Origin of the sequence: Methylocaldum szegediense, assembly GCF_949769195.1 — a bacterium.
GTDB classification, from domain to species: Bacteria; Pseudomonadota; Gammaproteobacteria; order Methylococcales; family Methylococcaceae; genus Methylocaldum; species Methylocaldum szegediense.
The window spans coordinates 2,099,143-2,122,270 of record NZ_OX458333.1 but is presented as its reverse complement, the minus strand read 5'-3'; the positions used below and the strand labels follow the sequence as shown (position 1 = coordinate 2,122,270).

Annotated in this window: 20 protein-coding genes; 5 read left to right on the top strand and 15 right to left on the bottom strand. The window is 58.4% G+C overall.

Annotated elements, in window-relative coordinates; genetic code table 11:
* The first annotated feature begins 83 nt into the window (after positions 1–83).
* A complete protein-coding gene (ftsY, locus tag QEN43_RS09030; protein ID WP_026611775.1) occupies positions 84–2,096 on the top strand; it encodes a signal recognition particle-docking protein FtsY in 2,013 nt (670 codons plus the stop codon).
* A gap of 99 nt (positions 2,097–2,195) precedes the next feature.
* On the opposite strand, the gene gspD is transcribed toward ftsY, so the two are convergent.
* The 11 genes from gspD to gspE all read right to left on the bottom strand — a co-directional run bounded on the left by gspD (position 2,196) and on the right by gspE (position 13,568).
* The gene (gene gspD / locus QEN43_RS09025; protein WP_036269249.1) at positions 2,196–4,547 is read right to left on the bottom strand and encodes a type II secretion system secretin GspD; all 2,352 of its coding nucleotides are present in this window, start codon (positions 4,545–4,547) and stop codon (positions 2,196–2,198) included.
* A gap of 659 nt (positions 4,548–5,206) precedes the next feature.
* A complete protein-coding gene (locus QEN43_RS09020; RefSeq protein WP_051332002.1) occupies positions 5,207–5,884 on the bottom strand; it encodes a type II secretion system protein N in 678 nt (225 codons plus the stop codon).
* Positions 5,885–5,887: 3 nt separating this feature from the next.
* Entirely contained in the window at positions 5,888–6,493 is a 606-nt protein-coding gene (gene gspM / locus QEN43_RS09015) for a type II secretion system protein GspM (RefSeq protein ID WP_036269250.1), read from the bottom strand.
* Complete coding sequence (locus QEN43_RS09010) at positions 6,444–7,550, bottom strand: PilN domain-containing protein (RefSeq protein ID WP_026611777.1); 1,107 nt, start codon at positions 7,548–7,550, stop codon at positions 6,444–6,446. The genes gspM and QEN43_RS09010 overlap by 50 nt, the downstream gene beginning before the upstream one ends.
* A gap of 16 nt (positions 7,551–7,566) precedes the next feature.
* The gene (locus QEN43_RS09005) at positions 7,567–8,490 is read right to left on the bottom strand and encodes a type II secretion system minor pseudopilin (protein ID WP_051332003.1); all 924 of its coding nucleotides are present in this window, start codon (positions 8,488–8,490) and stop codon (positions 7,567–7,569) included.
* Complete coding sequence (locus tag QEN43_RS09000; RefSeq protein WP_026611779.1) at positions 8,487–9,137, bottom strand: prepilin-type N-terminal cleavage/methylation domain-containing protein; 651 nt, start codon at positions 9,135–9,137, stop codon at positions 8,487–8,489. The genes QEN43_RS09005 and QEN43_RS09000 overlap by 4 nt, the downstream gene beginning before the upstream one ends.
* Positions 9,137–9,550, bottom strand: coding sequence for a type IV pilus modification PilV family protein (locus QEN43_RS08995; RefSeq protein WP_026611780.1), 414 nt, complete (start codon positions 9,548–9,550; stop codon positions 9,137–9,139). Before QEN43_RS08995 ends, QEN43_RS09000 begins: the two co-directional genes overlap by 1 nt.
* Positions 9,540–10,058, bottom strand: a complete 519-nt coding sequence (locus tag QEN43_RS08990; protein ID WP_036269252.1) for a GspH/FimT family protein — start codon at positions 10,056–10,058, stop codon at positions 9,540–9,542. The genes QEN43_RS08995 and QEN43_RS08990 overlap by 11 nt, the downstream gene beginning before the upstream one ends.
* A gap of 87 nt (positions 10,059–10,145) precedes the next feature.
* Positions 10,146–10,580, bottom strand: a complete 435-nt coding sequence (gspG, locus tag QEN43_RS08985) for a type II secretion system major pseudopilin GspG (protein WP_026611782.1) — start codon at positions 10,578–10,580, stop codon at positions 10,146–10,148.
* A gap of 61 nt (positions 10,581–10,641) precedes the next feature.
* Positions 10,642–11,859 (bottom strand): type II secretion system F family protein, encoded by a 1,218-nt coding sequence (locus QEN43_RS08980; RefSeq protein ID WP_026611783.1) that lies wholly within the window; start codon positions 11,857–11,859, stop codon positions 10,642–10,644.
* A 5-nt stretch (positions 11,860–11,864) separates the two neighbouring features.
* On the bottom strand, positions 11,865–13,568 hold the full coding sequence (gene gspE, locus QEN43_RS08975) for a type II secretion system ATPase GspE (protein WP_036269911.1): 1,704 nt from the start codon (positions 13,566–13,568) through the stop codon (positions 11,865–11,867).
* A gap of 648 nt (positions 13,569–14,216) precedes the next feature.
* Between gspE and lpxD the strand changes: the two genes are divergently transcribed.
* The 3 genes from lpxD to QEN43_RS08960 all read left to right on the top strand — a co-directional run bounded on the left by lpxD (position 14,217) and on the right by QEN43_RS08960 (position 16,528).
* Complete coding sequence (lpxD, locus tag QEN43_RS08970; protein ID WP_026611785.1) at positions 14,217–15,278, top strand: UDP-3-O-(3-hydroxymyristoyl)glucosamine N-acyltransferase; 1,062 nt, start codon at positions 14,217–14,219, stop codon at positions 15,276–15,278.
* A gap of 1 nt (position 15,279) precedes the next feature.
* Complete coding sequence (xth, locus tag QEN43_RS08965; RefSeq protein ID WP_026611786.1) at positions 15,280–16,047, top strand: exodeoxyribonuclease III; 768 nt, start codon at positions 15,280–15,282, stop codon at positions 16,045–16,047.
* Between the two features lie 70 nt (positions 16,048–16,117).
* Positions 16,118–16,528, top strand: a complete 411-nt coding sequence (locus tag QEN43_RS08960) for a hypothetical protein (protein ID WP_156912890.1) — start codon at positions 16,118–16,120, stop codon at positions 16,526–16,528.
* Between the two features lie 43 nt (positions 16,529–16,571).
* Here the strand turns inward: QEN43_RS08960 and QEN43_RS08955 are convergent, their stop codons facing one another.
* Genes QEN43_RS08955 through QEN43_RS08940 form a run of 4 tightly spaced genes read right to left on the bottom strand, consistent with a single transcriptional unit; the run spans position 16,572 to position 22,400 of the window.
* Positions 16,572–16,898: a P-II family nitrogen regulator gene (locus QEN43_RS08955; RefSeq protein WP_317963985.1), complete on the bottom strand. Its 327-nt coding sequence runs from the start codon at positions 16,896–16,898 to the stop codon at positions 16,572–16,574.
* Between the two features lie 13 nt (positions 16,899–16,911).
* Positions 16,912–20,013 (bottom strand): efflux RND transporter permease subunit, encoded by a 3,102-nt coding sequence (locus QEN43_RS08950; RefSeq protein ID WP_317963984.1) that lies wholly within the window; start codon positions 20,011–20,013, stop codon positions 16,912–16,914.
* Between the two features lie 3 nt (positions 20,014–20,016).
* Positions 20,017–21,147, bottom strand: coding sequence for an efflux RND transporter periplasmic adaptor subunit (locus tag QEN43_RS08945; RefSeq protein WP_317963983.1), 1,131 nt, complete (start codon positions 21,145–21,147; stop codon positions 20,017–20,019).
* Positions 21,144–22,400: a TolC family protein gene (locus QEN43_RS08940; RefSeq protein ID WP_084162344.1), complete on the bottom strand. Its 1,257-nt coding sequence runs from the start codon at positions 22,398–22,400 to the stop codon at positions 21,144–21,146. Before QEN43_RS08940 ends, QEN43_RS08945 begins: the two co-directional genes overlap by 4 nt.
* A 251-nt stretch (positions 22,401–22,651) precedes the next feature.
* Here QEN43_RS08940 and QEN43_RS08935 point away from each other — a divergent pair, with 251 nt between their 5' ends.
* A complete protein-coding gene (locus QEN43_RS08935; protein ID WP_026611791.1) occupies positions 22,652–22,840 on the top strand; it encodes a hypothetical protein in 189 nt (62 codons plus the stop codon).
* Positions 22,841–23,128 lie beyond the last annotated feature (288 nt).

Below are 23,128 nucleotides of genomic sequence, written 5' to 3'. Positions count from 1 at the left end.
TGTCCAAACCTTTCGGAGGGGCCAGCCAAACCTTGAGTCCCGTCGCGCTCGAACCTCGAAACGACAATAACAAAGTAGGACTTATGTTCAGATACCTAACGCTTTTCTCTCTGATTCTCGCCTTCTGCGTCATGGCGATGGGCGCTTATGTCCGTATTTCGGACGCGGGACTCGGCTGCCCCGATTGGCCCGGCTGTTACGAAAAGATGATCGTCGAGGAGCCGCAGATTGCCGAAGCCTTGCGCCAGGCGCCTTTTGACGCGGCGAAAGCCTGGAAGGAAATGATCCATCGTTACCTGGCCGGCGCCTTGGGCATTTCCGTGCTGGTTCTGGCGGGGCTGGTGTTTCGGGTGCGGGAAAACCGCGGCAAGGCGATCGCATTGACTTACGCAAGCCTGGCGCTCGTGGTCGGACAAGCGCTTCTGGGCATGTGGACCGTGAAGTTTCTAGTGATGCCCGCCATCGTCACGGCCCATCTGCTGGTTGGGTTCCTCACGCTCGCCCTCCTGTATGGGCTGTACCTCGTAGTGAGTCCACTGACACCGCCGAGCGAAGATACCCGATGGCTACGTCGCTTAAGTGCCTTTGCCTTGTTGCTGCTGTTTGCGGAGCTCTTCCTGGGCGGCTGGACCTCATCCAATTACGCCGGGTTGTCCTGCCCGGACTTCCCAACATGCATGGGATCCTACCGGCCGGATGCCGATTTCGCCCAAGGGTTTACGCTCTGGCGCGGGATAGGTCCCAATTATCAGCAGAGCTTGTTGCCCTTGGACGCTCGTGTCGCCATCCACTGGGCGCATCGGATTGGGGCCGTCGTGGCGTTCGTGGTGCTCAGCATACTGGCTTTCGCGGTCACCTCGAACCGTAAGGTGCCCCGCTTGAGCAAGGCCGGCGTGCTCCTCAGCTTTCTGCTGCTGGTGCAGATCAGTTTAGGGATTGCGACCGTGCTGCTGCGTTTGCCCGTTGCTATCGCGGTCGCGCATCATGCGGTAGCCGCGCTGCTATGGCTGAATCTGGTTCATATTTATGTCTATCTGCGCCTGCCCCGCCGAGTCGAGGCCGTAGCGCCGGCGCGCGAAGAGGCCGTTGAACGCATCCCCGCCGCGCCAGTGGGCGAGGTCGTTCCGCCTATCGTGCCGCCGATTCCCGCCGAAGAGGTGCCTGCGCGGCCCACGCCGGAGGGCATGTTCGCTCGGCTCAAGACGCAGCTTGGGAAAACCCGCAGTGGTCTTACCGGGTTTCTCGGAAACCTCGCGCTCGGCAAGAAGGCGATCGATCGCGATGTTCTGGACGACATTGAGGCTCAGTTACTAATGGCCGATGTTGGCGTGACGGCGACTCAGGACATCATTCGTCATCTGACGGAAAGCTTGGAACGGGATCAGCTCGCCGATGCCTCCACCTTGACCGCCAGTCTCCGCGAGTATTTGTACGACATTCTTCGGCCCGTCAGCATGCCGCTCGAGATTCCGGCCGAGACCCGGCCGTTCGTCATTCTGGTCGTGGGCGTGAACGGCGTGGGCAAAACCACGACCATCGGCAAGCTCGCCAAACGTCTTCAAAACCAGGGCTACAGCGTCATGCTGGCGGCCGGCGATACGTTCCGCGCCGCTGCGGTAGAGCAGTTGCAGACCTGGGGCGAGCGGAACAATGTCCAGGTGATCGCCCAGCATACCGGAGCCGATTCGGCGTCGGTCATTTACGATGCGGTGCAGGCCGCTCAGGCTAGAGGTGTCGACGTGCTCATTGCCGATACCGCGGGGCGTCTCCATACGAAAACCAATCTCATGGAGGAGCTCGGCAAGATCAAGCGTATCATGCGCAGGCTGGACGAGACGGCGCCGCACGAGGTGCTTTTGGTGGTCGATGCGGGTACCGGTCAGAACGCCATCTCGCAAGCCAAGCTGTTCAACGAAGCGGTCGGACTGACGGGGATCGCGCTCACCAAGCTCGACGGCACCGCTAAAGGTGGTGTTATTTTCGCCCTGGCCAAGCAATTCGGGCTGCCGATACGGTTTATCGGTATCGGGGAAGGCATCGATGATCTGCAGGATTTCGATGCGCGGAAATTTGTGGACGCCCTATTCGCGGAGTGATTACGCCGTACGACACCATTGCGCAGGGGTGGCCGCCAAGCGGGTCTTTGGTTAGCGAGCGAGGTGTCGTGTGCAAGGAATGCACTCCGCCTGTGCGGCCTACTCCTGACTCTTGAGTCTTAACTCGCCGGGGCGATCGGTGCCTTCATAAATTCCGGTGAGTCTTCGTTTGAATTCGTTGGTGATCGGGGCGATATCTTTTCTTTCCTGAACGACCCTGGGCGTCAGGAGTACAACCAGTTCAGTTCGAGTGTGGTTCCTGGTGGTCGTTCCGAACAGGCTACCGATGAAGGGAATCTTGCTCAGAAAGGGGATGCCTGTTAAGTCCTCGGTTTGATTGTCCCTGATCAGACCGCCCAAGGCTATGGTTCCGCCATTTCCGACGGCTATCGCACTTTCGATCGAGCGCTTTGAAATGATGAAGGTATCCGTATTTCCCACGGTGGTTTGCCTTGGTGTACTGACTTCCTGTCTGATGTCCAGAGTTACCAGCCCTCCCGCGTTCACCCGAGGGCGGACATGGAGGATCACGCCGGTGTCAACGTACTGAAACTGAGACGTTATGGCCGGTTGGTTGCCGGCGCCAACGCCGGCGAGCAGGGTGGATTGACCGGTCGCGAGGGGAACGGTATCCCCCACGTTGATTTGGGCTTCCTGATTGTTCAGCACCATCAGCGAGGGCGAGGAAATCACGTTGACTTTGTTTTCGCTCGCTAAAGCATTGAGCACGACACGGATGTCTTTGGCGCTGTTGACGAGAGCGTAGGAAAAGCCTCCTCCCGCGGCTGCGGCTGCTGCTGTCGTAAGTGCATCGGCTGTCAAATCTCTTCCGGTGCTGCCTAGAGCATACGCGTTGCTGCCTTGATTGAACAACCACTGGAGCCCGTACCGTAAATTGCCCTCCAAGCTCAGTTCAACAATCGAGGCATCGATCAGCACCTGTAATGGCACTCGATCCAACTCCTTGATCACAGCCTCGATTTCTTTGTACTCCTGCGCCTTGGCCGTGATGATCAACGCGTTGTTGGCCGGATCGGCAACGATGCGTACTCCTCCCAGTTCGGCGACGGCGGGGCCACGCGTGCGTTGCGCGCCGCTTATGCCTCTTGTTCTGATGCCCCCGCTTGTTCCGGTGCCCATGCCGGTTGTGCCTGCGGCTCCCAGCCCGCCGGTTCCCAAACTACTAGTCCGGCGAGAGCCACCCGTCGTAGTGCTGCTGAACGTATCGCTACCCAGTCCTCGGGTGGAGCCGGTTGTTCCGGAAATTCCTCCGAACGACGATTGATCCTGAACGCCTTCGCCGCCAGTAGCACCGAATGCACCGATTTCCGTGCCCGTCATGCCCGGACTCAACGAAGGTCTGCCCGCGCGCCGCTGCGCCCCTCCTTCACCGAAAATCCCGCTCAGCGTTTCCGCCAATTCCACCGCGTCCACATTCTGCACCCGGTAAACGTGAATCCCGCCCACTCGAGTGGTGCTATAGCGGTCTAGGCGCTCCACCCACATTTCCACCTCGTCCAAGTAGCGCGGTTGCGGTGTCACCGCCAGCACGGCGTTGAGCCGCTCGATAGGCAAAAGCCGGACGACGCCCGCCAGAGGGCCTTTGTTTATATCCCCCAACACTTTGTCGAGTTCCTCCACTATCGTTGTAGGTTCTACGTTTCGGAGAGGGTAAAGACCGACCGACATGCCGCGCATGAAATCGACGTCGAAAATACGGATGGTGTCAAGAACCCCTTCCAGTTCCTCGCCCGTGCCTGCGAGCATCAGGAGATTGCGGGTTTCGTCGGCACGTATGATGGCCTTGGGCGGCATGATCGGCTCGAGGACTTTCTGCATTTCCTGAACGCCTACATAGCGCAGGGGAACGACCCTAATCTGGTAGCCTGGAGAGAGGGACTGTCCGGGCACACCGAGCCGCGCGCCTGGAGCATTGATCGTTGCCGTGGCATCCGGCTCAATGCGGTACAGCCCCTTGTCCCGAATCAACACGGCACCGTTCATCTTGAGTAGCATTTCCAAGGTGGGGATGAGCTCGTCGTCGCTCAAAGGACGTGCAGTCTGCAGGCTCACCTTGCCGGCCACCTTGGGACTCAAGACGTAATTGACCCTCAGCATGTCGCCTAGCATGACTTTTGCGACTTCCCCCAGATCGGCGTCGTCGAAGTTCAGGGTGTACTTTCCTTCCTTGCGGACGGGTTTCTCGATCGGCGCGCCGGGGCCGACCACACTGCCGGATGGAGGGTAGTACTCGGGTGGTCTTGGGGGTTCCTGGGCTAGCGGTTCGGATTGCAGCGGAATGGCCTCGGGTTCGGCTTTCTGAGTGTCAGTCGTCAAATTTGCCGGCAAGGCCCCCGGCTTTAGTGCGCTCGGCTTAAGGTATTCGCATCCGGTAAACGCCAAAGCGAGCACGAGCGGTGCAACGACGAATCGATGTGTTGTTTTAAGCATGGACTCTTTTCGATATTTTTGAATTCTGTTTAGCCACTCAGATTAAGGAAACTCTGATCAAGAGCTTATCCCGGTAGGATCGAGAAATCCTCCTACGGACCTGTCCTTCGACGTAGCTCAAGATCGGCTCTTCAAAAGGGTCAGGACGAAGGGCCTTCTGGGATTGGCTCTCCGATTAGGAGCAGAAACCTGTGCGACGGATTGATCTGGCGGGTTCTCACTCAACCCTACCACGCTGCACTACCCTGTACGGACCCTAAGCGGCGCTCGTGCGTGCCAATCGGCCTCGCCACTCCGTCCCGCTTCGCTCGCGCGTCCGGGGCAGGCCAGTTCAGGCTGTGCGCTTGTCGCGTTGCACCTCGCCCTGTCAATCTATCCCGAGGGAGAGGGCTAATGCAGAGCTTCCTTAAGGCATTGCCTCGTCGTCCGAACGCATTCTACGTTGTATCTCCATGCTTCGGCATGGACAACAACTCAGCAAAGCGTCGAAAACCAGGTATATCGAGCGTTACCCCATCCCGGGTACGAAACCGTGCGTCGGTTCTGTGCAACGATTCGGCGTTTTTCGGTGCGATGCAGAACGGGATGGCGCCCTCGGGACCCAATGTTGTCAGGGCATCTCTGCCGGGGTGCGCCGTTTGTCTTAATTCTAGATGCCGTTACTGTTCCACGTCGTCGGCTCCTTCCTCGGCGGTTTCCTCTTCCTCTATGATTTCTTCGGTTTCCTCCTCCGGTTCCTCCACGGGCGGCGGACGTCTTACCGGTACCGGTGCCGGCTTTTGTTGCTGAGGCGGCGGGGCTTGATGAGGCTGACCCGACGTGGCCTGAGCCGGCAGGGTCTTGGGCTTGGGTTTGAGGAGCATCAGTTCCCGCTGCTCGTCGCCGCGCTGAAGCGTGACTCTATCCGGGGCGAATTCTATGAGTGTCCAGCCATCGATCGCGCCGTTTTTTTTCAAACGTTTGTACTTGCCTTTCGCATCGACCAGAAGCGCAGTCTTGTCGGTGGGCGTGAAAGCGACCCCTACCAGTTTTACCGTCAAAGGCGTATCCGGCGCCGCCGCGGCGGTCGTGTTGTCAACCTCGACTCCAGGACGCCGTCCTTCCATGAATAACGGGCGCTCGACGATGGTTTCGTAGTCCTGGATATCGGGCAGCTCGAAGTCCTCGGATTCGACCACCTCGGGCGTTTCCGGAGCCACGGCCTTTTCCGAGGTAGCCGCTACGGTTAGTCGCTCCCTCTTCAATAGCGCCGATTCGATGGCGACGGCAACGAACAGTAAGCCCGCAAGGCCGGCCAAAATCAGTGTGAGCAGGTTGTCGCGAGCCCATTTCGTCATGGTTCAATTGCCCTGCATGTAGCCGATGACATCGCAATCGAAGCTCAGCTTGTCGACCGGTTGTGACGGCTTGCCCCCGATATTGCGCGGCATCCGGATCGGCCGGATATTGAGATTTTCCACGAAGAGCATGGGTTTCGCGGTCTCGATGCTGTGCAAGACTTCGCGCAATACGTCGGTACTGCCGTTCACGCGGATTTTCACGGCGATGCGCGTGAAATTCTCTTCCTTCCGCTCGGGTATGACCTGGGTACTGGTCAGTTCACCGCCTGCCTGGCTTACGATTTCTTTCACCATAGACTGGAGATCGGCCGAGGCTAGTGCGGCCGTGTCGCGCGCGATGAACCGTTCGTCTTGTTTCCCGGCGGCTTTGATTTGTTCCAGTTTGGCCAGCAAATCGTCTTTCTCCGCGGCGACTTTCTGGTAGCGTTGCAGGCGAAACCGTAATTCGTCCACCGTTTCACGGTATTCACGGGCGGTATCGACCAGCGGCGCGATCGCCGTCAGATAGAAGAGGGCGATGACGCCGACGAGAAGTCCGAGCGCTAAAAGCTGCGGTTTAGTTAGATGAAGCAGGTTTTTCAGAGAACCTCCCGTTGACGACTTCACTGGCGATCTGAAAACGTTCCAGTCCGCTGACCATGTCCCTCGTGACCGGTGATACGAAACTTGTGTTTCGGAAGAATGGCGATGCTTCGATGAGTCCGATCAGAGCCGAAGCGGAAGGCGACTGCCCCTGTATGACCAGCCGGTGATCGCGGTACTGCAAGCCGTTAAGCCAGGTCTGATCGGGCATGACATCGGTCAGTTCCTTGAGTATGTCCACCATGGCTGGTTCGGTACGTTTCTTCTGCTGAAGAAACCTCGTTTGATGAACCAGGTCCTCCACCTGTTGACGCAAGGCTTCGACTTCTTTGGCGGTTTTACTGACTTTTCTTACCTCCTGTTCCAGTTCCAGGGCAAGCGAGCGATTGGTCCAGATCGGTAACACCGCGAGCGTGACCACAAGCAGTACGATCACTGTGGTCAGTGCCAGATTGATGCGGTGAGGCCACGGGTTTTTTGGGGGCCGGTAGGTTTCCGGCAACAGGTCGTAAGCACCGAGTGGGGCGTTGCCCACTACGTCCACGAGATCGGGCCGCCAGCCCCAGACCGCCAGTTCATCCAGCAGGGCGTCCAGTTTATTGCGCGGCGTCAGTACCAATTCCACCTTGATCTGGCGGTTGGCCGGCAACCGCTCGAGCAAGCGCGCTGCGTAATAGACCTGATCGCTCTTGAACGGCGTCAGGCGATCCATTTCGAATGCCACGACCTGAGCCAGGTTTTCTTCAGCCGCAAGCGGCAGTTTCAGCGTCTTTCGCAAGGCCTGACTGGTGGTTAAACGCAGAATGGTTTTCGCTTCCGCCAGTTCCGGCATGCTTTCCAGGAGGCGTTCCCGCTTCTGGCTGCCGCTGTCATCCAGACTGAAATAGCCGAGCGGACGGTCTCCTTCGTCGTTGCGGTAGACTACATTCAGTCCGTCGTCGTCCTTGGTCACGATCAGGTATTCGTCGGTTGTACCCAAAAGCTTCTTCAATGGCGCAGGCACCAGAAAGGACAGTTCGTTGCCCCACCAGCGGAAAAATCGGTCGACATCGAGATTGATCGGGGTATCGAGTTTCAGCATGTGCACCGAGCGAAGCTCATGAATCAGTCAGTACGCCTGGCGTTTGTGGTTGCCATCTCAAGAAAACAAAAGGGGTTCCTCTGGGCTGTCTCGCTTCCCGACGGATGACGGCCTTAACCGGCGGCTCGGAGCGGCTGCGGGACAACGGGCGGGCGAGAACGGTGTAAACCGAATCTCCGAAAGAGTGGAAAGGAATCCCGGGGACCGGCGGAAGCGGCGGGGCAGCGGCAATCCCGTTTCCGGCTTCGCGAGCCGCGATGTAGTCGTCCACCAGCTGGCTGTTCCCGTCGGTCAAAGCCAAGAGAACACTCGCCGAGGCTTTTGCCGGATTCACGCCGTCGGCATTGCTGTAAATGGTGAACAAAGGTTCCAATTTCCTGTAAAGCGATGGCGTCACTCCCAAGACGCCGCGGAGTTCCTCCAACACGAGAAAGTTGCGGTTTTGCGGCATCTGATCCAGCCCGGCGGCGAGGTACTCGGCCGCTTCCGCCCCGTTGAGGCGCTTCAGGTCGTCGTTGTCGCGCCAGTCCAAGATCGCATCGGTCAATTTTACCGCCAGATCTTCGTCTTGCGTCACCTTGCTCAAAAGGGTTCGTAAGGTCGATTCGCGTGCAGCATTGAGATCGACTTTCCCTCCCTCGTCGAAGATGCGTACCTCGACAGGAACACCCCCTATCGTCACCCGGTAGGGCGTACCGTCTGCGCGCCAACGCTGCGCTGCATTCGGCAAGCTCAGCATGAACATGGCATAGTGTATGCCGCCGTCCGCCAAGGCGACCGCTTTGGCGCGATCACGGGAATTGATGATCAGCGAGGATTCCCGTTGAGTCGACAAGGCGAAGCTGCCCGCCATGATGGTCATTAAGGCCAGGATCCAGAGGACTAAGATCAGCGCAACGCCTTGCTGTCTTGCATGCGGCGGTAACACGATAGGCATCATCGCTGAGTTCGAAGTGCGATCATCAATGGAGGCCACGGATCTTCGTGCTCCGGTTCGATTTGCACTTGAATTGCCTGCGGAAGCTGAGGCTGTTGCCACTCGGGAACCCAAGTCGACTGGGATGATGCAGCGATCGGTGTGTTTCCCTGGAGATACGAAAATCTGATTTGACCGAGATTTTCCAGCAGTACGACATCTTCGATCGGCGTGGTCGCTTCGGCGGCTCTGCTCAAGAGAGCGTTCGGGTTCGCGACATAGGGGCGCATGGCGACCTTCAACTCGTTATGCCCCCCGTTCCTTGCGACATACAACCGGAATCGATAGAGACCGCCCTTCCGGACCTGCGGGGGCATGGTCGAAACGTACTCCAACCAGTCTTCCCCGCCTCTCAAGGACGCGGCTACGCCGCCGACCTGTTCCATCTCGACCAGAGGCAAGGCGCTTCCGATATGGTTGCGCAAGAAATTCTCCACAAGAAAAAGCCGGCCTGCCCTAGCCATTTTGTCCTCGCCGCTGTCCCAGCTGGTAACGCCGATGCGCAGGCTGCCGAACAGCAGGAGCATCATGACGCCGAGCAAGGCCGTGGCGATCAGGACTTCAATCAGTGTGAAGCCGGTGCAGTTTCGTTGTTGGTCCGCTGTTGCCATCAAAAATTGCTGACTCGCGATTGATTGGACAGCAGCCTGAGCGTTGTGAGTTCGAAGGAGCGAGGCTCATCGCCGTCTTCCCAATTCACGCGGAGTTCCACCAAGTAAGGTGCGATCGGCAGGTTTTCGGCGAATGGGACATATTCCTCGTTCTGATAGGGACTTACCCGCATCGTCCAGTGAAACGTTTCGTCGACGTTGCCATTGGTTTCACCCGGCTGCAAAGGAATTTCCAGGTCGGCCGCCGCCAACAGCGATTCCGCGATTACGACCGCCCGCGCGTAGTTGTCGGCAAGCCCCGATAGGCGGGCGCCGCCGCCGAAGATACGCATCAATACGCCCAACGACAGGGCCAATACGGCAACAGCAACAAGGATTTCGAGCAGGGAGAAGCCGCCTTGCTTAATCTTCACGGATGACAACCTCTCCGGTGAGCCAATTAACATCTACTAGGCGTTTCTTTCCGGCGGCCTCCAAGGTTACGCGTCCGCCAGTGGACGAACCGTCCGGGAAAAAGCGAATGCTGCCGATACCGTCCTCGCCGGCTTCCTGTTCCGCAGTATACAGGCTGAGCCGGACACCATCGGGCAACGAGAAAGGTTTTTGGCGCCCGCTGACTCGGTAAGCTTTACGATTGACGTCTAGCTCGAAGATAGCCTCGCGAGCGCCGGCGAGTGCCTGTCCTCGTGCGTAGCGAAGGCCGGACGCGATATCCCGCGCAGCGGCGGTCAGTTGGGCACGGTTTAGAAGCGGCGTGAGATTCGGCACCGCTATAGCTGTTAGCGCGGCCGCAACGGCCAGCGCCAGCAGCATTTCCAGCAGCGTGAATCCGTCCTGCCGACGGGTGCCTGCAGAACCGCCACGAATCCTCGCCTGCGACGGCCGAACCCGGTGCGTGGTCGCACGAACGGAGGGCCTCAAGCGATCGAGTTTTCGGTGCGCAAGCGGATTTCGCCCAGACCGCGGCGGCCTTTTTTCACGCCCGAGGCATTCAAAGAACACGCGTGCCTATTCCCAGCTTACGACATCTTGGTCCTCGCCTTCACCGCCCTCGGCGTTGTCTGCCCCCAGGGTGAACAGATCATACTTACCGTGCTGGCCCGGTGAGACGTAATGATACGGATTGTTCCATGGATCGACCGGAACCCTTTTCTTGCGAAGATAAGGACCGTTCCACACCTTGGCGTTGCTCGGCTGCTCGACGAGCGCCGCCAGTCCCTCCTCGGTGCTGGGGTAGCGGCCCACGTCCAATCGATACATATCCAGCGCGGAAGAAAGTTCTTCGATCTGCAACCTGGCGGTTTTGGTTTTGGATTCTCCCAGGTGTTTGACGACCTGCGGTCCGACCAAGCCGGCCAACATGCCGATAATGGCCAGAACGACCAAGAGTTCGATCAGGGTAAAGCCGCGTTGGGCGTGAACATTGCGTCTGTGTTTTTGCATGAGGATACGAGTCATAAGTGAAAACAAATCGGATGAATCAATGGATGATAAAAGAACGAGGCTAAAAAGCGAGGTCATTGACGCTCAAGATCGCCATCAGTATCGAGATGATGATTCCGGCGATCATGATGCCCAAGCCTACGATCAATATCGGTTCCAAGAGTGCCAACATACGCTGAATCGAAATCTTGATTTCCTTGTCATACGTGACCGCGACCCGTTCTAACATCTCGGCCAAATGGCCAGATTCCTCGCCCAGCTTGATCATCTGCGTCGCCAAGGTCGGAAACAGGCCGCTCTCGATCAGGGGTGCCGACAGGCTTCCGCCCCGCTTCAAGCTCTCGACGGCCACGCCGATCCCTTCGACGATCACGCGGTTGCCGAGCGTCTCCCTAACGATGGTCAAGGCCGCCAGCATGGACACGCCGTTGGTCAGCAGGGTCGCCAAGGTGCGGCTGAAGCTCGCGACTTCCAGCTTGCGGATCAGGTCCCCGACCATGGGCAGGTTCAATAGTCTGGCATCCCAGACCTGGCGACGTTCCGGGTCCGCGAACTGATAGCGAAAATAGCTGGCTATCCCCGCAATGAGAATCGGAAACATCCACCAGTAGGACCGCAGACCTTCAGCCACGCCGATTACGATTTGAGTCGGCAAAGGAAGTTCCTTGCCAGCCGATTCGAACATTTCGGTGAACTGCGGCACCACGAAGGTCAACAGGAGCAATAAGGACAGGATCGCCATGGTGACCAGTATGGCGGGATAAATCAGCGCGGTAGTGACCGTGTCGCGGAGTTCCTTGGAACGCTCCAGATAATCCGACAATCGCTCCAACACCAGCTCCAGCGCGCCCCCTGCTTCGCCCGCGCGGATCAGATTGATATAAAACCGCGAGAAGACGCCGCCTTGAGATTCCAATGCATCCGACAGCTGCGCGCCCCCCTTGACCGAGTCTAGCACTTTGCCGATCAAGCTGTTCAACGCCGGTTCCTTCGTCGTCAGCTCGAGCAGCACGGTCAGCGCGCGGTCCAGGGGCAGTCCGGCGTGCAGCAGAGTCAGGAGTTCGCGCGTGAATAAAGCGATCTGTTTCTGGGAGATCCGGGCCTTGTTGCGCCGGAAACCCAACCAGGCAAACGGCCGCGACTGCGCCGGCGCGACTCGGATCGGCAGAAAGCCTTCGTTTTGCAGAGCCAGGATCAATGCGGCTTCGTCCGCGGCTTCGCGTTCCGCTTCCACCGTTTCGCCATCCCGATCCACGGCCTTGTAGACGTAAAGAGGCATGATCTTCAGCTATCCGAAGTGACGCGCAATACTTCTTCAATCGTGGTCAGTCCTGCAACGGCTTTGCGCAGGCCGTCCTCGTACATCGTGTGCATGCCTTCCTTAAGAGCCATTTCCTCGATTTGTCGCGCTTGTGCGTGATTCATGACCAGACGGCGGATGTCGTCGCTCATGACCAGGAACTCGTGGATCGCGAGGCGACCGCGGTAGCCGGTTCCGTCGCACTGTTCGCAGCCTTTGGGTCGATGCAGGATCACCGGGCCGTCGGCAAACCGCGCTAGTCGCATTTCCTCGACCATTTCCGGCATGGCGGGATAGGGCTCGCGACAATTCGGACAGAGTCGACGTACCAGGCGTTGGCCCAGGATGCCGTTCACAGTGGAGGTGATGAGGTAATCCTCCAGACCCATGTCCATGAGGCGGGTAACGCCGCCGGCGGCATCGTTGGTGTGCAGCGTAGACAACACCAGATGGCCGGTGAGTGCCGATTGTACGGCGATGCGGGCGGTTTCCAGGTCGCGCATTTCGCCGATCATGATGACGTCCGGGTCTTGGCGGACGATGGAGCGCAGGGCGTTGGCGAAAGTCAGGCCGATCTGGGGCTTGACCTGGATTTGGTTGACGCCTTCGAGTTGATATTCCACCGGATCCTCGACGGTAATGATTTTGCGTTCGGGCGTATTGAGCTTGTGCAGCGCTGTGTACAGGGTGGTGCTCTTGCCGCTGCCGGTGGGTCCTGTGATCAGGATGATGCCGTGGGGCAGGTCGAGCACGTTCAGGAATCGCTCGAGCATGACGCCCTCGAAGCCGAGGGACGAAAAATCGAATACGATGCTTTCCTTGTGCAAGAGGCGAATGACCACGCTTTCGCCATACATGGTCGGCACGGTGGAGACACGCAAATCCAGCTCCTTGCCCTGCACTTGCAGTTTGATACGCCCGTCCTGGGGCAGGCGCCGCTCGGCGATGTTGAGCTTGGCCATGATTTTGATGCGCGAAATCACGGCGGCGGTGGACCTGACCGGCGGGGCTTCCACCTCGCGTAGGACGCCGTCGACTCTGAAACGGACCTTGAGCCGCTGTTCGAAAGGCTCGACGTGAATATCGGAGGCGCGCGACTCTACCGCCCGCTGCATGATCAGATTGACCATCCGGATGACCGGCGCTTCCGAGGCCAAATCCTTGAGGTGCTCGACGTCGGCCTCGTCGATGTCATCGTCGCTGCCGAAATCCTCGACGATTTGGCCCATCAGGGTCTTGCCGGAACCGAGTTGCTGCTCGAGAGCCCGGTCGATCTCAGAGGGGAGTCCCACGTACGGCCTCACCGGTTTTTCGCAGGCCAGGGCGAGGGCTGCGAGCAATTCGTGATCGAACGGATCCGCCACCGCGACGATGAATTCGTTATCCCGCGCGGCTATACCGACCACGTGATTTTCCTTGAGAAATCGAACGGAAACGGTTTCGGGAAGAGGGGAGGTATCCGGAAAATCCGTAGGCGACACCAAAGGCAATGAGCCGACCTCGGACAATATTTCCGCGATATCGCGCTCGGAAACCATGCCGAGCCGAGCCAAGAGTGCAGGCAGCTTTTGCTCGCCGGTCTGAGCGGCCAGGCGTTTGGCGCGGTGAATTTCCGCCTCGCGCACCTTACCGCGCTTGACGAGTTCGTCGGCAAAACGCTCGTAAGGGCATTCCACGGCGGTTTCCATGTCCGTGTAATTTGCCGGCGGACTCAGCGGTTGAGGTGCTATGGCTAACGTCTTCTCTAGCATAAAGCAAAGCGCCTTAGACCCAAAACAATCCCAAAATGCCGGATCGGAGCCGAAATAGTCCGTTTATCAGCAGAAAACGTAGGGAATATTACACCAATTCGCGGTTTATCATCGGCTTTCGTCTCGCGTCCGTGAACTAAACCGGTTTGAATGCCGCTAAGCTTGATCCACACGGTGCCTCTTTCGATTCGATAGGCGATCCCTTTGGTCCGGCAGTGTTCGAAAGTTGGACAAGTACCGCTTGGCACCGTTGCATGCCGGCCTTGTCGCCGATTGCTGGGCGCTTAGTAGGAAGGAATGCCAGACGGAATCGGATCGCCCGATAAAACGCGTGGGGGTTCACGCCTCGCCGCGATGCACACCGTGTTCGGCGCAAGGCGGCGATACCGCACGCGGTTGGTCTTGGCTCAGGTTTCCAACTGATTGCCAGGCTTTTGACCGGGCCTATAACAGGGTTGGGTTAATCCGGAGCAGAGATGCCCCGGCGGAGCACCCAACGATTCCCGAGGCGCGAATGAAAAGGGTTGCCCGCCCATTTCCGCCTTCATATCATGGCCGCTTGATTTTAGCTGTTTGGATTCACCCATGAACTTACTCGCCTCGGAAATATTTGAGCGCTTCAAGACTCAGGGGTTGATCGTCGACTTTCGTGGACCGGATCGCGCCATCGGCCGCATCGCTCCAGTCGACGCTTGCGCGCCTGGAGATTTGGTCTTCGTAGAACATGTGAAGTATCTGCCACGGATACGTGAGTTGAAACCGGCGGCGGTGGTGACCACCGAGGCGATTGCCGCGGAATTGGACGATGCCGGCGTAAGTTTGCTGATCGCACCGAACGTGCGCCTAGCAATGGCCCTCCTCAAGCAGGCTTACGACGACCGCGATGTACGGGATGTCGAATGGCCGAGGGTTCACCCGTCGGCGGTGATTCACGAGAGCGTCGCGATTCCCGAGGATGCTGTGATCGGTCCCGGTGTCGTGCTGGGTGCCGGGGTCAGCCTTGGCCCAGGTGTGGTGATCATGGCGAATACGGTGGTGGAAAGAGGGGCAAAAATCGGTCGGGAGACGGTGATTCATCCGCGGGTGACCGTCTGCTATGAGTGCGAGATCGGCGCCAACGTCATTTTGAAGGCCGGCTGCGTGATTGGCTCCGAGGGCTTCGGGTTCGCTCAGGACGAACGCCGCCGCAATTACCGCATTCCCCACACCGGCAAGGTCATCATTGAGGATCGGGTGGTCATCGGTGCCAACACCACAATCGACCGGGCCACTTACGGGGCCACCATCATACGCTCTGGGGCGGTGATCGATGCCCTTTGCCATATCGGGCACAACGTAGAAATCGGCGAAGACTGCATTCTCTGTGCTCACACCGGCATTTCCGGATCGACCCGGTTTGGCAAGCGGGTCATCGCCTCCGGTCAGACCGGCACCCTAGACCACATTACCGTCGCCGACGACGTGGTACTGCTTCACCGCGCTGGTCTTCACAACAGCATCAAACAGCCCGGCATGTACGCTGGCGGACCGGCTCAGCCGCTACAGCAATATCTGAAGAACATGGCGGTGTTTCCCCGTTTGCACGAGATGTGGACGCGGTTGAAGAGCCTGGAAAAAAAGATCGCCGACCTGGCCAAGGCCGAATGACATGAAAATCGCCACTTGGAACGTCAACTCCCTGCGCGTACGTTTGCCCCAGGTTTTGAACTGGCTTGGTCGGGAACAGCCCGATGTGCTTGCCATTCAAGAAACCAAAATCACCGACGATGCGTTCCCAGTTGCCGAACTGGCGGAAGCCGGCTATCGCTCGGTTTACAGCGGACAGAAAACCTATAACGGCGTCGCAGTGCTCAGCAAGCTCGATCTCGCTGATCCCGTCACCGATCCGGAAGGCTTCGACGACCCCCAGCGGCGCATCTTAGCGGTGACCGTCGGCGATTACCGGATCGTCAACCTCTATGTGCCGAACGGCGGGGAGGTGGGGTCGGACAAGTACGCTTACAAGCTGGACTGGCTTGCCAAAATACGCAACTACTTGAGTCTTGAATTGGAGCGTCATCGGCGTCTGATCGTTTTGGGGGATTTCAATATCGCTCCGGAGGATAGGGACGTGTACGATCCCGAGGCCTGGCGCGAAAGGATTTTGTGCAGTACGCCCGAGCGTGAGGCGTTTCGGGCTTTGCTCGACGTGGGATTGATCGACGTTTTCAGGCGTTTCGAGCAAGCCGAGAAGAGCTACACCTGGTGGGATTATCGCCTCAATGCGTTCCGCCGCAACATGGGACTGCGCATCGATCATATACTGGTCAGTGCGTCGGCGGCGGAAGATTGTCTTGCCTGCCGTATCGATGTCGAACCCAGAAAGCTTGAACGGCCCTCCGATCATGCGCCGATGGTGGCGGAGTTTCGGGCATGAACGAACACCGTCTCTGCTCATGTCCAACAGGAGGGACTACCTGATGACGGTTCCATGGAGAGGTGCGAACGTGCGATACAAACGAGTGCTCGTCTTTCTGGCTACGATCGTCCTAAGCGGATGTGCGGTTAGTCCGAAACAGTATCCTGAAGCCCTGCCTGCCTATCGGCTCTCCGAGAAGCTTTTCGAGCACGGTCCGTATGGGCGAAACGGCATCGTGTGTACGCCGAGCACCATCGTAGGACATTTGGTTGGCGGCGCGACAGCCCTTGCCGTTCTTCCGCTTTATATCGTGGGCGGTCCCATCGATTATGGCATCGGTCTGGCACGTTCTTCGGAGCAACCGCCACCAGTAGCATCCGCACTCAGCAATGTTTCCTGGGCATTCGGCACTTTCGCCGGAGCGATCGCTGGGACTCCTTTCTTACCTTTTTCATATCTCGCCGACCAGCATCAGTGCAAACGAGTGATTCTGTATTGAACGTTTAGGGGCTGCTTCATCGAATCCTCTCCAGCCACGGCCGTCAAATCCGCTCCGCCCGGATGGGTTTGGCGCTCACCACGTCCGTCACCCAAACGAGACCGTCGCCTTGCCGCCCGGTATGGGCATGGGCATGGATTAGGCCGACGATTTCATCCACCTTGTCGTCTGGGGCGACGATCTCCACCCGCACCTTGGGCGAAAAATCGGTCAGTTCTTCCCGAATGTCGTGGCTAACTTCGGGTTCCTCGTGCTGGCTGCAGCCTTCTACCCGGCTCACGGTCATTCCTGGAAAGCCGCGCATCTGACGGAATGCGTTGCGGAGTTTGCCCAGCTTCTGAGGCTGGATCACGGCTTTAATCTCCTTCATAGATTCTCCTCCTTCAGGCTTCGATGCGTTTTTCTTCGAACCAACGGTAAAGGGTCGGCAACACGACCAGCGTAAGCAGAGTGGAGGTGATCAATCCACCGATCACCACGATCGCTAGCGGACGCTGCACCTCGGAGCCCGGACCCGTGGCGAAGAGGAAAGGCACCAGGCCGAGCATGGCCACGGTGGCCGTCATCATCACCGGCCGAAAGCGTTGCTTGCAACCTTCGACGATGGCGTCGATCTGGCACAGTCCTTCGTCCCGTAATCCTCGAATATAAGACACCAACACCACCCCGTTCAGCACCGCGATGCCCCACAAAGTGATGAAGCCGACCGAAGCCGGAACCGAGAGATACTCTCCGGTAAGAAACAGCGAAAAGATGCCGCCCATCGACGCGAACGGCAGCACCAGGATGATGAGGGCGGCGAAGCGCAGTGAGTTGAATAGCAGGAACAGTAGGAAGAAGATCGCCGCGATGGTGATGGGGATGATGATCATCAGGCGGTTCATAGCCCTTTCCAAGTTCTCGAACTGTCCGCCCCAGGTGACGTAATAACCTTCCGGTAGCTTCACTTGTTCGGCGATGGCCTTTTGCAGTTCCGCGACGAAGCCGCCCAAGTCGCGGCCGCGGACATTCGCCCCGATGACCAGTCGGCGCCGGGCATCGTCTCGGCTGATTTGCGCGGGTCCGTCCACGACTGTGATGGTGGCCAGATCTCCCAAAGGCACCAGGGCCCCGTTGGGAGATTTGAGCAGGATTTGTTCGATGGCCTGTGGGTTGTTCCTGAATCTTTCGGGAAACCGGACCACCGCCGAAAAGCGGCGTTCGCCTTCGTAGACCTCGGTGGTTACGCGGCCGGCGAGCGCTGTCTCGATGATGTCGTTGATGTCCGCCACATTGATGCCATGGCGGGCGATAGCCTGGCGGTCGATGTCGATAGTGAGGTACTGCTGGCCGCTTACCCGTTCGACGCGAATGTCCGCAGCGCCTTCGATCGAATTGAGCACCTTGATGATTTCGTCGGCCTTTTGCTTTAGAACCTCCAAGTCGTCGCCGAACAGCTTGATGGCGATGTCGGAGCGCACCCCGGTCACCATTTCGTCCACCCGGTCCGAAATCGGTTGCGCCATCACGATGTTGACTCCCGGCAGTACCTTGAGCTTCTCTCGAATGGCGTCCATCACGTCGTCTTGATCCCAGCCTTCCGGAAGCTCATCCTGTGGCTTGAGCGTCACGATCGGTGTGGATTCGTTTTCCGGCTGCGGATCGGTGGGATTTTCGCTTCGCCCTAATTGCGATACGGCCTTGGCGACCCCCGGAACTTCCATGACCAGGCGCATGGCTTCGCTCTCTAGGCGAATCGACTCTTCCAGCGACATGCTAGGCACCCGATTGATGCCGGGCACGATGGAACCTTCTTTCATCTCAGGAATAAAGGATGTTCCCAGGAAAGGAAACAACGCCAGGCTGCAGACAAGTAAGGCAAGGGCGCTCGCGACGACTTTGAACGGATTGTTTAAGGCGAAATGTAGCAGCCGGAGATAGGGCCGCTTCATGAACGCGATGACGGGCGTATCGTGGTCCGCGCCGCCCTTGAGCAAGTAAGAACAAAGCACCGGCGATAGGGTGAGCGATACGATGAGGGATATAAACAAGGCGATCGCGATGGTGTAGGCCAGCGGCGCGAACATCTTGCCTTCGAGTCCTGTCATCGTCATCAAGGGCAGAAACACTAAACAGATGATACCCACCCCGAATAAGACCGGCGTTCCTACTTGGGCGGCGGCACGTAATACGATCATGCTACGGCTTTCCCCGGTTTCCTTCGCCTCCCCCAAGTGGTGAAAGGCGTTTTCCACTACCACCACCGAGCCATCCACCATGATCCCGATTGCGATCGCAAGCCCTCCGAGCGACATGAGATTGGCCGATATGCCGTAATGATTCATCACCATGAAGGTAACCAACGGCGTGATGATCAGCGTCGCTACCACGATCAGGCTGGAACGGATATCGCCCAAGTACAGGAACAGTACGACGATGACCAAGACGATGCCTTCCATGAGTACCTTGGTCACGGTGTGAATCGCCGCGTCCACCAGGTCGGTACGGTCGTAGAACGGTACGATTTTGAGACCGCCGGGCAGCATGTTTTGTTCGTTGATCTCCTTGACCCGCTCCTTGACCCGGCTAACGATCTCCTTGGCATTGCCGCCGCGGAGCTGCAAAACGATGCCGCCCACCGCCTCGGTGTACCCGTCCTTGATGACGGCGCCCGAGCGCACCGCGTGCCCGATGCGCACCTCGGCCACGTCATGGATGTAGACGGGGGTGCCGTCGATTTCCTTGAGAACGATATTGCCGATGTCCTCGACGTTGCGAATTAAGCCGATTCCGCGGATGAGGTATTGCTCCGCGTATTGAGGTAATTTGCCGCCGCCGCTGTTGGCGTTGTTGAGTGCCAGCGCCGTGTAAACATCTTTCAGCGTCAAGCCGTAATGGCGCAAGCGGTCGGGATTGGGAAGGACCTGGTATTGGCGCTCCAGGCCGCCGATCGAGTTGATTTCGGCGACGCCAGGAATGCTTCGGAGCAGGGGGCGGACGACCCAGTCCTGAATTGTTCGGCGCTCGGTCAATTCTTCCTCGGTCAGTGGACGCTCGCCGTCGTCGGGCCGCTCCAGGGTGTACTGATAGACTTCGCCGAGCCCGCTGGAGACAGGGCCTAAAATCGGCGTGACGCCTTGCGGCAGCTGCTGTGTCGCTTCGATCAGGCGTTCGAGCACCAATTGGCGGGCGAAGTAGATGTCGGTATCGTCGGTGAATACCAGCACGATTTGGGACAAGGCGTTGCGGTTCACCGACCGCATCTGGACTAAGCCGGGAAGTCCGGTCATGGCGATTTCCAAAGGAACCGTGACAAAGCGTTCCACTTCTTCGGGCGAACTGCCGGGGACTTCCGCTGCTATTTGCACCTGGACGTTGGTGACATCGGGGAAAGCGTCGACCGATAGATTCTGCATGGCCGAGAAACCCGCTGCCAGAAGGCAGAGCGCGACGATCACGACCACGAGGCGCTGCTTGAGCGCGGCGCGGATCAAACTCTCTATCATGGATTACTCCAGTTCTTTGAGGATCCGTTCGTTATTGAGGTGGAATGCGCCGTCCACGACGATCCGCTGTCCTTCCGTCAGCCCCCCGATGACCCGGCGAATTCCCCCCAAATCCGGTCCGAGCGAAACCGGCGTCATCACGAATTGGTCTTCGGCGATCTGCACGAATACATAGTCATGATCGCCAGCCCTGACCACAGCCTTAGCCGGGATGCTGAGCGAGCTGACTCGCGGCCTGTGAATAACCATGGTCGCGAGCATCTCGGGCTTGATCTTGCGTTCCGGGTTCTCGACCTCCATCCGCACGGTGACGGTGCGGGTCGATGGATTGACCGTATCCGCCACGTAAATCACCCTGCCGGTGATTTTCTGTCCGGGCAGTGCCGGTATCTGCACCTCGGCCTGCCCGCCGATTTCGACCAGAAAGGCTTGCTGCTCCGGCGCTTCGGCGACGACCCAGACTTCGGACAGGTCGGCGATCGTAAACAAATCGTCGGCGGGTTCGACGATCTGGCCAATGGAAATCTTCCGCTCGATGACTGTTCCCGACAGCGTGGCTGTGACTGGGATCACGGAATTGATCTGGCCGCTGTTCGACAGACGCTGGATAGCGTTCTCGCTCATTCCCATGACCACCAACTGGTCCTTGCTGGCGCGGACTTCCACCTCGATTTCCGCCAGTTGGCTCTCACGCTCAGTGAGTTCCGCCCGGCTGATGACGTCGGCCTCCAGCAGTCGGCGCGCTCGCTCGACCGCCAGCCGGTGCAGATTCATCTGTGTTCTGGCTTTAAGGTAAGCGGCCTGAGCGGTGCTCAGTTCAGTGCTGTTAATGCTGGCGAGGCGCTCGCCCTGGCGCACGTTCTGGCCGATGAAGGCGGCGACATGGGTGACCCGGCCGGTGACGCTCGGTCCGACTCGGGCGACTCGGTGTTCGTTCAACGTGATCCGCCCCGGCAAGTGAAGAGTCTCGCCGATTTCCATTGAGGTGACGGGCTCGATCTTGAGTCGTTCGAGCAGCGATGGAGGGGCGGTGACGGCGATTTCGGCGGTGGTCTCCGCCTCTTGGCTGTTCTGTTGTCCAAATGCGGGCCCGATGCCGAGCGCGAGCCAAGCGAGAAGTATGGTTTTTTTCATTGTGGCTGATCCTGATAGTCCTGAGCGCGGAGCCGTTCGATCTCGAGAAGCGCGGCGTTCTTGTCGAACAAGGCGTTGATGTAATCGACGCGCACCGCCTGAAAGGTGCGCTGAGCATCCAGATAATCGAGGATGCCGCGTTCTCCGAGGCGGTAGGCGGCCTCGGCGACTTTCAGCGCGGACTCGGCTTCGCGCAGGAGTCCGGATTCGAAGGTCTCGATCTGCTGAGTGGCGATGCGATAGGCAGTGATCGCCGAGTCCAGTTCGTACATGAGGTTCAACTGCTGCTGATTCGCCTGCGCGTCCGCCCGCTCCCGGTCAGCGAGGGCCCGCGCGATAGGACCCTGTCGCTGATTCCATAGCGGGAGCGGGACGATGAGGTCGACCCGCCATTGTTCCAGGTGCGGCTCGGTATAGACGCCGGCTTTGATGGTGGGTTGTGGATAGCGGAGGGCCTGTTCTAGTTCGAGCTGGGATCTAGCCCGGTCGATTTCCGCGCGCGCCTGGACCAGCGCGGGGTGGTTCTGCAATATGCTCTCGCGCAATTTATCCAAATCGGGAGGAGGTGCTTCGGACGATGGCAGCTCGCCGACGATTTCCAACCGGGGCGGCAATGGGGCGCCAATTAGTGCACGTAGGGCTGCTTTTGCCTGTTCTACGCGTAAAGCTGCACTTTCGCGATTCTTGGTGGCTCCCAGCAGTTCGGCTTCGGCTTTGACCAGTTCATAACGGGAGGATTCGCCGACTTCGACTCGGAGTTTGATCTTGTCCCGTATGGATTCCAGGAGCTCCCGGTTCGACTCCGCCATGCGCAGCAGTTCCTGGTGCCGGAGCACGTTATAAAACGCCTGTTTGGTCCGGGTCAGCACATTGAGGATGACGACCCGATACTGAGCGCGAGCCGATTCCACGCCGGCTTCGCCAGCTTCCCGCCGGGGGCGGCGAACGAACGGGAGTTCGATGGGCTGAGCGATATCGACGCCGCCCAATGCTCCCCGCAAAACTTGGTCATCTCGGGCTACCGATTCGCCGGCTCCGATCTGAATCTCCGGGTTGGGATAGGCCTTCGCTGCGACCAAATCGCCTTCCGCGCCCCGGATTTGAGCGCGTGAAGCGATCAGCTCAGGATTGTTCTTGAGAGTCAAATCAAGGACTTGGCTCAGGGTTAAAGGTTCCCCAGCTACGGTCGAACTGAGCATAGTCAAGGCCAGAGATACCCAAACACAAACAAATTGCCATCGGTGCAGAAACATTCATGTCCTCAAGCTTCTGAGTCTGGAACAGGAACAATCACACAGCGTATCGGGTCCGCCGTGCTTGCTTGGACGGCTGATCGAGATCGGCCGCCGATCGAAACAGAAAGGGACGATCAGGCGCCGCGCGGCGGCGGAACTGCCGGTTTGGGAGTCCAGTCCTCGGCATGGGGCTCTCTGGCGGCGAGCTGCTTTGCGGGAGCACGTGCCGCCAGAGAGTGATAAGAAGGGAGTAAATACCGGTCTGAATCATGGCCGTCGTCATCATCGGCGCACGTCTGATGTTCGGCGATGTGAATCCGGTCCTTGTGAGGATTGGATTTGTCGTGTTTCTGGCCGGCGAATTCTATGCTGACAGGCGTAAAAAACGGGAAATCGATGAGAAATTGAAAACGGGAAACGAGAATGAGCGCGCAGAAAAAAGCGATGAGCGCGACTAAGCCGATACGTTTCCTGGGAAAGGACGCCCTGTTTCTTGTGGATACCCAAGGTTCCATTACTTCAATATCGAGAAATGACGAATCGGCTGGCGACAAAGCGGATTAAACGCCCGGATTGTACGCATCGATGCCGTTCTTGACAAACCGCACGTCCTTACGTGTGTTTCGAAAAGTTGGCAAAGTCCGGACGTTCTCGCGATATGGCCGGATGCTATCGGTCGCTTCCAACAGCCTGAGCCAATAATGAATTTATGAAGCCTCGTCTTTCCTTCCGGGCGGATGAAGGGA